Genomic DNA, 12,675 nt, shown 5'->3' with positions numbered 1-12,675 from the left:
CATGATCAGATAAAAATTGAACAACGTAACTTCGTTTTAACTCCCTTGCCCTTACACCAGTCGATGTGACCGCAGATGTAAGGGAATTTTTAGATGTCTTTCCACTGCCGAAAATTAGGAGCGCCTGCATGACCACGCATGTCCAACTCCACGACCGGCTCGACTATCAATCCGTGGCCCCGCTTTTGAGCGAATTGAAATCCATCACCGACGCTGAGTTGGTGATTGACGCAAGCAACGTACGCCATCTTGGCAGTCTGCCCCTTCAGGTGATCCTGTCCTGCGTCAAAACCCGAGCCGCCGAAGGCAAAACCACCCGTCTGGCCAATGCCTCCGACGGCTGCGTCGATATTCTGAGCCTTTTTGGCTTCTCTCCTGAAACCCTGACCCAACCGGAGGCCTGGACATGAGCCTTGAAGTCCTTGCTGTCGATGACAGCCGCACCATGCGAGATATGCTAAACCTCGCCCTCTCCTCAGCAGGCTTCACCGCCCATCTCGCCGAAGATGGCGTGCATGGCCTCGAAGTTCTCGAAGACATCGAACCGGATGTCATCATCACTGACATCAACATGCCGCGCATGGATGGGTTTGGCTTCATCGACGCCGTGCGCTCAGAAGAAAAATGGAGCCGCATCCCCATTCTCGTGCTCACGACCGAAAGTGCCGATGAGCTCAAAGCAAAAGCCCGCGCCGCAGGGGCGACTGGCTGGATCGTAAAACCATTCGATCCCGCCAAGCTCGTTAAGGCCCTTCAAATGGTTGCTGGTTAAGAGGTTCCTCATGTCCGACCCAATGGCAGAAATCCGCGCCTCATTCTTTATCGAATGTGAAGAACTCCTGGAAAGCCTTCAGGACGGCCTTCAAATGATGGATGACGGCGATACAGACTCGGAAACGATCAACGTCGTTTTCCGCGCCGTACACTCCATCAAAGGCGGTGCGGGTGCCTTTGGGCTTGATGACCTCGTGCGTTTTGCCCACCGGTTTGAAACGGCGATGGATGAGGTCCGCACCGGACGTTTCATCCCCGACTCCGAGGCCATCCGCCTTTTCTTCGCCTGCGCGGATATTCTGGGCGACCTTGTGCGCGCCGCACGTGATGATGAAACCGTCTCTGAGGACATCACCGGACCCGCGCTCGAAAAAATCGACGTGCTGGTCGGACTAGAAGAAGAGGAGGAGGAAGAGCTCGACTTCACCCCAGCCACTCTCTCTTTTGATCTGGATGTTGGTGGTGATTTAGGCGGCTTGCCCGATCTTCCCGATCTGAGCGATTTTCCACTTGCATCAGATACTGATGAGGAGTTGCCTGATCTCTCCCCCGCCGAAGATCTCCCATCATCGGGCGGCCCAAAAGGCTTCCTTGTGGTGTTCAAACCCGAGGACTCCCTTTACGCGTCTGGCAACGAACCCCTCTACCTGTTCCGTGCCCTTCGAGATTTGGGTGACATCTCCGTTGTCTGTAAAACCGGCCAACTTCCTGATCTCAATAGCCTCAACCCCGATACAGGGTATCTGTCATGGACGGCAACGGTTCACACCGAGGAACCGGAACTCTCTGTGCGAGAAGTGTTTGAATTTGTCGATGGCCTGTGCCTTCTCGAAATCTCCCCACTCTCAGGAGGTACGGCGGCAGCCCGTCCAAACCTAACGCCCTCCATGCCCAAACCGACAGCCACGCCCCAGCCTGTACAAGCCGCGCCTGTGCCCTCGGCTCCATCGCATCCTGTTCCCCTCGAAACTCCCTCGCAGGCCGAAATCGAAACGCCCAGCGCACCGGCGGCTCCGGTCGCAAAAGCACAGCAAAAGTCTGCTCCCATCGCTACAGTATCTGATGCAGCCGAGGATGACGTTGCCATAGCCTCTCCCAGCACTTCGAGCGGGCCCACCAAAACAACCGGCACACCAACACAGCCCCGCGCCACGGTCCGCGTTGACCTCGAAAGAATTGACCGCCTTGTCAATCTGGTCGGTGAGTTGGTGATCAATCAGGCCATGCTGAGCCAGTCTGTTGCAGAAGCTGGCCTGCCGCCAAACTCCCCGGTTTCCACAGGATTGGAAGAATTTCTTCAACTGACTCGTGACATCCAAGAATCCGTCATGATGATCCGTGCACAGCCGATTAAATCTCTGTTCCAACGCATGGGGCGTATCGTACGAGAATCGTCTGCTTCTGTTGGCAAAGAGGTCCGTCTGCACACAGATGGCGAAAACACTGAGGTCGATAAAACTGTTATCGAACGCTTGGCCGATCCGCTGACCCATATGATCCGTAACGCGGTTGATCATGGTCTGGAAAGCCCGGAAGCGCGGATTGCTGCTGGAAAGCCCCGTGAAGGCCATGTGACGCTCACAGCTCAGCATCGCTCAGGTCGCATCGTCATTGAGGTGGCCGATGATGGGGCCGGCATCAACCGCGAGCGCGTGAAAGAGAAGGCAATTGAAAAAGGTCTCATTTCGGCTGATGCGCAACTTTCAGACGCGGATATCGACAACCTGTTGTTCCTGCCGGGGTTTTCTACAGCCTCTGCGATTTCGAACTTGTCTGGTCGCGGCGTCGGTATGGATGTCGTCAGAAGCTCAATCCAGTCTCTAGGCGGCCGGATCAATATCACCTCTCAAGAGGGAAAGGGCACAACATTTTCAATCTCCCTTCCGCTGACCCTCGCCGTTCTTGATGGGATGGTCGTGCGGGTGGCCGATGAAACCCTTGTCGTTCCCCTAAATGCAATTCTCGAAACACTGACGCTGACAGATGAGGATCTCAAGGCCCTCGGCCCTGAAACCCATGTCGTCCAAATCCGCGGTGGCTTTGTTCCCCTCCTCGATCTCGGCGCCGAACTTGGCTATCGCAGCCCGTTAGAAAGCTATGTCGGCGGTATTGTTTTACTGATTGGCCAAGAGGACGGAAACCGGGCGGCGCTCGCCGTCGATGCCATCGAAGATCAGCGGCAGGTCGTCATAAAAGGCTTGGAGGGGAGCTACGGGCGCGTGCCTGGTATCGCTGCGGCGACAATTCTAGGCGACGGGCAAATCGCATTGATCCTCGACCCTATGGACCTTGTTAGCCAAGCTTCCGGTCGCACCAAAACCCGCCAGCCCCAGCATTCACTTGTAGGATAAGACCATGACTGACAACGAAAAACAGACTGACGCAACGTCGATTGAACTTCTGTCCTTCCGCGTTGGCGGCCAAGATTACTCCGTCGACATCATGTCGGTTCGCGAAATTCGAGGATCTGCCAGAGCAACCTCTCTGCCTCATGCACCATTCTTTGTAAAAGGTGTCATCAACTTACGCGGGACAGTTCTCCCGATTATCGACCTTGCTGCACGGCTTGGGCTGCAAACTGGTGAGGACACTGAGCGCAATGTCATTATTGTAGTTGACCTCGGCGGCCGCACCGCTGGTTTGATGGTTGATGCCGTCTCAGACATTCTTGCGATCCCGTCGGAAGAAATGCAGCCGCCCCCCGATTTGGCTGCAGATGACGCGCGTACATTTGTTTCTGCTCTTACGATAGTTGATGGCCGAATGATCCGTATTCTTGACTTGGAGGCAGTCATGCCGCCCCAAGGAGAGGAGGTCGCTTGAGCGAGTTTTCTCCCATAAAAGGTCGTTCGACCATCGAAAGCGCTATTTCCGATCAAGCGTTTGCGCGTATTGCAAAAATTGCACTACGTGAAGCGGGTATCGTCTTGGCAACTTCGAAAGTCTCAATGGTCAAATCGCGTTTAACACGACGCCTACGTGCTCTTGGCATGTCCAGTTTTGACGACTATTTGGACCTTGTTGAAACTGGCAACGACAGCACAGAGCTGGGAAACTTCATTTCCGCGCTGACAACCAACGTTTCTCATTTCTTTAGGGAAAATCATCATTTTGAGTTTCTGGCGAAGACAATACTCCCCTCCTTGCAACAGAAGCTCGCCGCTGGGGGTAAAGTTAGAATATGGTCAGCTGGGTGCTCAAATGGTCAAGAGCCCTATTCAATCGCTATGACACTGCTGAACGCAGACCCAAGTCTGATAAAAAAGAATATAAAAATCCTAGCTACAGACATTGATCCCGAGGTTCTAAGCCAGGCAAGATCTGCGCAATATAAAGGATCTCTGACCACGGGCCTCACTGATGAAATCATCGCCAAGCATTTTAGCAGAGATCAGCAGGGTGACGAAATAGTCATGACGGTTAACGCCAACGTGCGGGGGCTGGTTTCATTCCGGCAACTCAACTTGCATGCAGAATGGCCCATGAAAGGCAAATTCGACGTTATATTTTGTCGAAATGTTGTGATTTATTTCGATGAGGAAACTCAAGCCCGTCTTTATCGGCGATATGCGCAAGTTCTTGAAGCGGGAGGTTGGCTCATGCTTGGTCATTCGGAACGCATTATCGACAGCATTAACCCTCTATACAAAAATGTGGGCGTCACTACTTATCAAACGATAAGCTCCGACACCGCAGCTATTCCCCTTGAGGACAGAAACAGCAAAGGACCCATCTAATGGCACTTAGAGACCAATTGCGTGTCATAGTCGTAGATGACATGTCCACAAGCAGAGGCCTTATCACGAATGCGCTTGATTCATTCGGCATTCGAAATGTAGCAAGTGCCGCTGATGGACCTTCTGCTTTGCAGAAACTCGCAGTCGCACCTGTGCACTTGGTGATTTCCGACTACAACATGCCAGGGATGGATGGGCTACAATTGTTACATGCCCTTCGATCCAATGGGGCAACGAGAGGTGTTGGGTTCCTTCTCATAACGGGGCGGGCTGATCGAGAAATCATCGATATGGGCAAGCGCTTAGGGATGAACAACTTTTTGAAAAAGCCCTTCGATCCAGCACGCCTTAGAGCCGCAATAGAAGCGATTGTAGGAAAACTTTGATGACAGCAGTTCAAACAAGCGCTGGAATCCATCGAGACGTCGAACAGGCGACGGCCATTCCAATCGCAACCCTCAATAAGCGTATTCAGGATGAGATGATCGCTTTGGTCATCCTCTCTGCTGAAGTTCAAATTGCTCTTGGCCCCACCCTAGCGGAAGCAAAATCCCTTTCACCCGCGGTGCAAAGAAGCCTGCAAGCAATTGACCGCCTCCATCAAACGCTCGACGATCTTCAGCGCGTTATGGGACACCTATCATCGGCAAATGGCGATCATTCCGTTGAAATAGACCCCTTGAGTGAAGTCATCCGCCTTCGGCATCTTGCACACAAACTCTTTGACAATATTGACGCACCCTTTGCTTTGTCTGAGGATGACTCAGGCGAAATCGCTTGGTTTTAGCTTCCTCAGAATAGAAAATGCCCACCGGAGTGGGAATCTATCGCCGTCTCATTTACCAACTTGGGCAATAGACTGGCTGGCGACCATTACACAGGCAATATCCCGAAAGTTTTTCGGGCATGAAAAGCTCAGCCTGCTCGTAAATGCGGAAACGTTGCATCTGTCCCCACTTTCTGCATCTATCTTGTTATGAAGTCTGAGTTCCACCGCATTTCGGATACCGTGACCTGCCACTCAACTTTCATCCAGCCACGACCGGAGTCCGAGGGTTATTTACGCCGATCGGCGCAGATTGAGTAATCTCGCGCAGCGGGGTGAGCGACTACGGTGGTCAGGTAATCCGCCCTAAAATTAGTGGTGTTCAAAAGTAGAATTTTCTCGGCAAGATATCTGAGGACATTTACGATGAACAATGGACGATACAGCGACGCGCAGATCATTGCGATCCTGAAGCAGGCCGAGGGCGGCGTGCCGGTTTCTGAACTGTGCCGCGAGCATGGGATGAGCAGCGCGAATTTCTATAAATGGCGGGCGAAGTTCGGCGGCATGGACGCGTCCTTGATATCAGAGATGAAAGATATGGCGGAGGAGAACCGCCGTCTGAAGCGCATGTGTGCTGAGATGAGCATGCAGAACGACTTGCTGAAGGAGGCCGCTTGGAAAAAGCGCTGAGGCCGTCTCGGAGGCGCGAGATGGCCACGAACGCGGTTGCGCAGCACGGCGTCAGTATCGCGCTCGCCTGCCGTGCCTTCGAGATCAGCGAGACCTGCTTTCTGTACAGCCCGGTTTTCTTCCACGCTGCCTCCAGTTCCGGCCGCGCCACTTCCCGTCGCGCTCTAAAAAGTAGCACCAGCGTAGCACCCGCCTCAAACCGCCCAAACGCAAAGATCGCCCCTTGGGTCACTATATCATTGTAATTTCTTGATTATATTTTTGGTTGCGGGGACAGGATTTGAACCTGTGACCTTCAGGTTATGAGCCTGACGAGCTACCGGGCTGCTCCACCCCGCGACATTTTGTTGTGCGTTGGCCTTTTTCGGCTTGCACAGTGCTTTGTGTTTTTGTCAAAGCACGATCTTTAACAGAACATATATGTTCTTTATATTTCCCGATGTCTGTGTGGATCGATCTGGGATATTTAGATATCGTTAGAGAGATTAAATGTGGCTCTTTATTAGGTTTGGCGGTGACCTACTCTCCCACGACTTAAGTCGCAGTACCATCGGCGCAACCGTGCTTAACGGCCGAGTTCGGGATGGGATCGGGTGTTTCACTAGCGCTGTGACCACCAAACCGAATAAAGAGCCACGACCGGGTTTGAGGCCCGGCCTTGTCCAAGTCAGATACATTATACTGTGTGTTGGTATGTATGCTTCTGTTTGTCACAGTGAGTAAAACTTTTCAGTTTTGCTTTTACTGGATCAAATCAAGCCTATCGAGCAATTAGTACTGGTCAACTGAATGCATTACTGCACTTACATCTCCAGCCTATCGACGAGGTGGTCTACCTCGGCTCTCAGGGATACCTTGTTTTGAGGGGGGCTTCCCGCTTAGATGCCTTCAGCGGTTATCCTTTCCGATCATAGCTACCCAGCACTGCTATTGGCATAACAACTGGTCCACCAGTGGATCGTTCACCCCGGTCCTCTCGTACTAGGGGCAACTCCTCTCAAGTATCCTACACCCACGGCAGATAGGGACCGAACTGTCTCACGACGTTCTAAACCCAGCTCACGTACCTCTTTAAACGGCGAACAGCCGTACCCTTGGGACCTGCTCCAGCCCCAGGATGAGATGAGCCGACATCGAGGTGCCAAACACTGCCGTCGATATGGACTCTTGGGCAGTATCAGCCTGTTATCCCCGGCGTACCTTTTATCCGTTGAGCGATGGCCCTTCCACTCGGGACCACCGGATCACTATGGCCGACTTTCGTCTCTGCTCGACTTGTCAGTCTTGCAGTCAGGCTGGCTTCTGCCATTGCACTCAACGAGCGATTTCCGACCGCTCTGAGCCAACCTTCGCGCGCCTCCGTTACTCTTTAGGAGGCGACCGCCCCAGTCAAACTACCCGCCACACAGGGTCCCGGAACCGGATAACGGTCCGCGGTTAGACATCAAGCAGAACAAGGGTGGTATCTCAAGGGAGGCTCCACAGGGACTAGCGTCCCTGCTTCAAAGCCTACCACCTATCCTGCACATGTTCGGCCTAATGCCAGTGTGAAGCTGTAGTAAAGGTGCACGGGGTCTTTCCGTCTAACCGCGGGAAGCCTGCATCTTGACAGGCAATTCAATTTCGCTGAGTCTATGTTGGAGACAGCGGGGAAGTCGTTACGCCATTCGTGCAGGTCGGAACTTACCCGACAAGGAATTTCGCTACCTTAGGACCGTTATAGTTACGGCCGCCGTTTACCTGGGCTTCAATTCGGAGCTTGCACTCCTCCTTTTAACCTTCAGGCACCGGGCAGGCGTCAGACCCTATACGTCGTCTTACGACTTCGCAGAGCCCTGTGTTTTTAGTAAACAGTCGCCACCCCCTGGTTTGTGCCCCCAGCTCCAAGTTGCCTTAGAACCGGGCCTCCTTCTCGCGAACTTACGGAGGTATTTTGCCGAGTTCCTTCAACATAGTTCTCTCAAGCGCCTTGGTATTCTCTACCAGTCCACCTGTGTCGGTTTAGGGTACGATCTTATGTAAGAGCTATTTCCAGGAACCTCTAAGCAGCCCATTCAATCCGATAAGGATGAACTACCCTCGAGATCCGTCACTTCTTACTGGCCCAGGAATATTAACCTGGTTCCCATCGACTACGCCTTTCGGCCTCGCCTTAGGGGTCGGCTCACCCTGCTCAGATTAGCTTTAAGCAGGAACCCTTGGACTTTCGGCGACAGGGTCTCTCACCCTGTTTGTCGCTACTCATGTCATCATTCTCACTAGTGATCTCTCCACCGGATCGCTCACGCGCCGGCTTCACAGAAAGCACCATGCCTTGTGCTACCGCCTTCGGCTACTTGAGCACTTGCGTGTCCAAATATTCGACTGCGGTAATAAAGACAGGTCCTATGTCACACTACGCTCTGCTACCATGCCTTACGGCATCCTCAGCTTCGGCTCATGGCTTGAGCCCCGTTACATCTTCGCCGCAGGACAACTTATCTAGACCAGTGAGCTGTTACGCTATCTTTAAAGGATGGCTGCTTCTAAGCCAACCTCCTGGTTGTTTTGGTCGTCCCACCTGCTTTCCCACTTAGCCATGAATTAGGGGCCTTAGCTGGAGGTCAGGGTTGTTTCCCTCTTCACAACGGACGTTAGCATCCGCTGTGTGTCTGCCATCTAGTACTCCCGGGTATTCGGAGTTTGGTTAGGATCAGTAAGCCTGTGGGGCCCCATTACCCATCCAGTGCTCTACCCCCCGGGGTATTCGGATGACGCTCTACCTAAATAGATTTCGCAGAGAACCAGCTATCTCCGAGTTTGATTGGCCTTTCACCCCTAGGCACAACTCATCCCGACCTTTTTCAACAGGTGTGGGTTCGGACCTCCAGTAAGTGTTACCTTACCTTCATCCTGGTCATGCCTAGATCACTCGGTTTCGGGTCTGATCCCACGAACTCATGCGCCCTATTAAGACTCGCTTTCGCTGCGCCTACACCTAACGGCTTAAGCTTGCTCGTGAGACCAAGTCGATGACCCATTATACAAAAGGTACGCCGTCAGGGCTCAAGGCCCCTCCGACTGCTTGTAGGCGTCCGGTTTCAGAAACTGTTTCACTCCCCTCGTCGGGGTGCTTTTCACCTTTCCCTCACGGTACTGGTTCACTATCGGTCAGTAAGGAGTACTTAGCCTTCGGGGGTGGTCCCCCGATCTTCAGACAGAATTTCACGTGTTCCGCCCTACTTAATACGTCCCTCAAAGCTTCCTATACGGGGCTGTCACCCGCTATGGCCATGGTTTCCAACATGTTCTAGTCACTTATCAGGCTCGGCTGGTTCCCGTTCGCTCGCCGCTACTAGGGAAGTCTCTATTGATGTCCTTTCCTCCGGGTACTTAGATGTTTCAGTTCCCCGGGTTTGCTCTTATAAACCTATGTATTCAGTCTATAAGTACCTGGTTCAGCCGGATATAAAGTGCCATCTCACTCGAAAGTGGTCAGGCAATTATATCAAACTGTCAGGTGGGTTCCCCCATTCGGAAATTCATGGATCAAAGCCTATTCTCAGCTCCCCATGACTTATCGCAGAGTATCACGTCCTTCATCGCCTCTTACTGCCTAGGCATTCACCAAACGCCCTTTTCGCGCTTGATTTGATCCAGAAAGAGCAAAACTGAGAACCAAAAGGTTCTCGCCATCTTGCAGGCCGACACAAGCTGGTAAGATGTGACGGCGCGCTTTCCAAACCAAAAGCATACATTTTCCCGCCAGACCTCTCAGGTCTGACATAAGATCACATCCACCGTATGAAGCGGATGCGTCTTGGTTCAAGACCGTGCGATCTTGAACCGGTTAGTGTATTTTGACTTGGACAACACTGCGATTTCAGAAGGGATACGTCATTAAAGATCGAGGAAACAATCTTTAAAACGCCTCTCGCACCCAGTGGGTGCAAGTCCATCTGAGATCAACCACTTACGCGTGATGATCAACAGTGTTGCATTTTAATCTCTCTATACGATGTCAATTGGCACCTCCTTGCGGAGGCACCGCTGTCCAAATGGACGAGAAAACACTCTAAAGTGTTTGCTGATACATTCAGACGGCTAAGGTCGAACTATGGCCATTCTCGCGACTGACACTTTCTTGCAGAAAGTGCAAAGTGATGGTGGAGCCTATCGGGATCGAACCGATGACCCCCTGCTTGCAAAGCAGGTGCTCTCCCAGCTGAGCTAAGGCCCCGTTATCACAAAGTGATGGTGGGTCGAGGAGGACTTGAACCTCCGACCTCACGCTTATCAGGCGTGCGCTCTAACCACCTGAGCTACCGACCCAAGACAGACCGGTAGTGGCCTGTAAATTCTAGTGTTACGAAGAGATATGAGGACGGCCTGGTCCGAGTTTGATCAACTATTACGTTGATCTTATGCTACATTGAATGTCCTACCGCCTATCCGGCTAAGTGAGGACTGTAGCTGCTAAGTGTTCCACGAGTAAGAACAAGTTCTTGCTGCTAGGAACATCCTTAGAAAGGAGGTGATCCAGCCGCAGGTTCCCCTACGGCTACCTTGTTACGACTTCACCCCAGTCGCTGAGCCTACCGTGGTCCGCTGCCTCCTCGAAAGGTTGGCGCACGGCCGTCGGGTAGACCCAACTCCCATGGTGTGACGGGCGGTGTGTACAAGGCCCGGGAACGTATTCACCGCGTCATGCTGTTACGCGATTACTAGCGATTCCGACTTCATGGGGCCGAGTTGCAGACCCCAATCCGAACTGAGACAGCTTTTTGGGATTAACCCATTGTCACTGCCATTGTAGCACGTGTGTAGCCCAACCCGTAAGGGCCATGAGGACTTGACGTCATCCACACCTTCCTCCCGCTTATCACGGGCAGTTTCCCTAGAGTCCCCGGCCAAACCGCTGGTAACTAAGGATGTGGGTTGCGCTCGTTGCCGGACTTAACCGAACATCTCACGACACGAGCTGACGACAGCCATGCAGCACCTGTCACTGATCCAGCCGAACTGAAGGAAAGTATCTCTACGATCCGCGATCAGGATGTCAAGGGTTGGTAAGGTTCTGCGCGTTGCTTCGAATTAAACCACATGCTCCACCGCTTGTGCGGGCCCCCGTCAATTCCTTTGAGTTTTAATCTTGCGACCGTACTCCCCAGGCGGAATGCTTAATCCGTTAGGTGTGACACCGAATAGCATGCTACCCGACGTCTGGCATTCATCGTTTACGGTGTGGACTACCAGGGTATCTAATCCTGTTTGCTCCCCACACTTTCGCACCTCAGCGTCAGTATCGAGCCAGTAAGCCGCCTTCGCCACTGGTGTTCCTCCGAATATCTACGAATTTCACCTCTACACTCGGAATTCCACTTACCTCTCTCGAACTCAAGACTAGCAGTATCAAAGGCAGTTCCAGGGTTGAGCCCTGGGATTTCACCTCTGACTGACTAGTCCGCCTACGTGCGCTTTACGCCCAGTAATTCCGAACAACGCTAACCCCCTCCGTATTACCGCGGCTGCTGGCACGGAGTTAGCCGGGGTTTCTTTACCTGCTACCGTCATTATCTTCACAGGCGAAAGAGCTTTACGACCCTAAGGCCTTCATCACTCACGCGGCATCGCTAGATCAGGCTTGCGCCCATTGTCTAAGATTCCCCACTGCTGCCTCCCGTAGGAGTCTGGGCCGTGTCTCAGTCCCAGTGTTGCTGATCATCCTCTCAAACCAGCTAAAGATCGTAGACTTGGTAGGCCATTACCCCACCAACTATCTAATCTTACGCGGGCCGATCCAAATCCGATAAATCTTTCCCCCGAAGGGCGTATACGGTATTACTCTCAGTTTCCCGAGGCTATTCCGTAGATCTGGGTACGTTCCCACGCGTTACTAACCCGTCCGCCGCTAGATCCGAAGATCCCGCTCGACTTGCATGTGTTAGGCGTGCCGCCAGCGTTCGTTCTGAGCCAGGATCAAACTCTCAAGTTGAAATGCATTACTGCATAACCTTGACGTTCGAACCTCTGCACATCGCCCTACCTATCAAATAAGTAGGGACTTCTGTTTGTTGTGCTTCAGTTAACAAAGTTAACAAAAAGCCGACAAACAGTGAAGCTGACACTCTATAATCGGTAGCGAGTAAAACCCATTCCCTAAGAGCGCGATATGCTGAGCTTCGTCAGTCGATAAGACCAAACCGCCCACATATCTCTTCGTTCAACCAAATTTTCAAAGAGCCAGAGACAAAAACCAGACCAGTGCGCCAAACCTCTTCAGCGCGCCCGCCCAGATCAAACCTCAAAATTTTCTTCCGCGTCCCAATCCGAACTTCCCTAAGTCACTCTCGCGACCCCGTTCCGTCCGCCCCGTTCAGCGCCCCGTCAGTGACTGCGTCGCTGCCGGTGAAGGGGGTTCTAAGGCGAGTGCGACAAACCCGCAACCCCTTTTTTCAGTTTTATGACAGATAGATCGAAAAACAAAGCAACCCACTGTTAATAAACATATTTTTTTATGACTTTTCTTGCGCACCCTCCCCAAAACCTATCAACCCCAACCCGCCACGTCAGGCGCCAACGCAACAGACCCGGGTTATCCACACCGCCCCGCGCAACATTTGGTATTCAAAGGCCAAATCACCACAAATCACATCAGGAATCACAGATGAATCTCTCCAAAACGCAAACCCACACGACTCGCCCAAACATCAACAGCCTCACACA

General features: G+C 52.6%; 7 protein-coding genes, 3 tRNA genes, 3 rRNA genes and 1 pseudogene. 8 read left to right on the top strand and 6 right to left on the bottom strand.

What is annotated here, in order from left to right; genetic code table 11:
- Positions 1-128 precede the first annotated feature (128 nt).
- The 8 genes and pseudogenes from DA792_RS06765 to DA792_RS06730 all read left to right on the top strand — a co-directional run.
- A complete protein-coding gene (locus DA792_RS06765) occupies positions 129-410 on the top strand; it encodes an STAS domain-containing protein (protein ID WP_107719229.1) in 282 nt (93 codons plus the stop codon).
- Positions 407-772, top strand: coding sequence for a response regulator (locus DA792_RS06760; protein WP_009571304.1), 366 nt, complete (start codon positions 407-409; stop codon positions 770-772). The genes DA792_RS06765 and DA792_RS06760 overlap by 4 nt, the downstream gene beginning before the upstream one ends.
- Before the next feature lie 10 nt (positions 773-782).
- A complete protein-coding gene (locus DA792_RS06755) occupies positions 783-3,125 on the top strand; it encodes a chemotaxis protein CheA (RefSeq protein ID WP_107719227.1) in 2,343 nt (780 codons plus the stop codon).
- A gap of 4 nt (positions 3,126-3,129) precedes the next feature.
- Positions 3,130-3,597, top strand: a complete 468-nt coding sequence (locus tag DA792_RS06750) for a chemotaxis protein CheW (protein WP_009571306.1) — start codon at positions 3,130-3,132, stop codon at positions 3,595-3,597.
- On the top strand, positions 3,594-4,511 hold the full coding sequence (locus DA792_RS06745; RefSeq protein ID WP_199908131.1) for a CheR family methyltransferase: 918 nt from the start codon (positions 3,594-3,596) through the stop codon (positions 4,509-4,511). The genes DA792_RS06750 and DA792_RS06745 overlap by 4 nt, the downstream gene beginning before the upstream one ends.
- Complete coding sequence (locus tag DA792_RS06740) at positions 4,511-4,897, top strand: response regulator (protein WP_107719225.1); 387 nt, start codon at positions 4,511-4,513, stop codon at positions 4,895-4,897. Before DA792_RS06745 ends, DA792_RS06740 begins: the two co-directional genes overlap by 1 nt.
- On the top strand, positions 4,897-5,298 hold the full coding sequence (locus DA792_RS06735) for a hypothetical protein (protein WP_107719223.1): 402 nt from the start codon (positions 4,897-4,899) through the stop codon (positions 5,296-5,298). The genes DA792_RS06740 and DA792_RS06735 overlap by 1 nt, the downstream gene beginning before the upstream one ends.
- Before the next feature lie 405 nt (positions 5,299-5,703).
- A pseudogene (locus DA792_RS06730) lies at positions 5,704-6,083 on the top strand (transposase); the annotation flags it as partial.
- A gap of 149 nt (positions 6,084-6,232) precedes the next feature.
- Here DA792_RS06730 and DA792_RS06725 read toward each other — a convergent pair.
- The 6 genes from DA792_RS06725 to DA792_RS06700 form a co-directional block, all read right to left on the bottom strand.
- A tRNA-Met gene (locus DA792_RS06725) sits at positions 6,233-6,309 on the bottom strand.
- A gap of 167 nt (positions 6,310-6,476) precedes the next feature.
- Positions 6,477-6,591 (bottom strand): 5S ribosomal RNA (gene rrf / locus DA792_RS06720).
- A gap of 129 nt (positions 6,592-6,720) precedes the next feature.
- Positions 6,721-9,601, bottom strand: a 23S ribosomal RNA gene (locus DA792_RS06715).
- 512 nt (positions 9,602-10,113) lie between these two features.
- A tRNA-Ala gene (locus DA792_RS06710) sits at positions 10,114-10,189 on the bottom strand.
- 15 nt (positions 10,190-10,204) lie between these two features.
- A tRNA-Ile gene (locus tag DA792_RS06705) sits at positions 10,205-10,281 on the bottom strand.
- 195 nt (positions 10,282-10,476) lie between these two features.
- Positions 10,477-11,944, bottom strand: a 16S ribosomal RNA gene (locus tag DA792_RS06700).
- The 16S, 23S and 5S rRNA genes sit together here with 3 tRNA genes alongside, the layout of an rRNA operon.
- Positions 11,945-12,675: the final 731 nt, after the last annotated feature.

This window comes from Celeribacter baekdonensis, from assembly GCF_003047105.1.
GTDB classification, from domain to species: Bacteria; Pseudomonadota; Alphaproteobacteria; order Rhodobacterales; family Rhodobacteraceae; genus Celeribacter; species Celeribacter baekdonensis_B.
The sequence above is the reverse complement of the archived record's forward strand: the minus strand, read 5'-3'. Positions and strand labels throughout refer to the sequence as shown.

Coding starts and splice junctions, on each gene's coding strand:
- DA792_RS06755 (WP_107719227.1), top strand. CDS start 783: ATGTCCGACCCAATGGCAGAAATCCGCGCCTCATTCTTTATCGAATGT.
- DA792_RS06735 (WP_107719223.1), top strand. CDS start 4,897: ATGACAGCAGTTCAAACAAGCGCTGGAATCCATCGAGACGTCGAACAG.
- DA792_RS06740 (WP_107719225.1), top strand. CDS start 4,511: ATGGCACTTAGAGACCAATTGCGTGTCATAGTCGTAGATGACATGTCC.
- DA792_RS06760 (WP_009571304.1), top strand. CDS start 407: ATGAGCCTTGAAGTCCTTGCTGTCGATGACAGCCGCACCATGCGAGAT.
- DA792_RS06750 (WP_009571306.1), top strand. CDS start 3,130: ATGACTGACAACGAAAAACAGACTGACGCAACGTCGATTGAACTTCTG.
- DA792_RS06765 (WP_107719229.1), top strand. CDS start 129: ATGACCACGCATGTCCAACTCCACGACCGGCTCGACTATCAATCCGTG.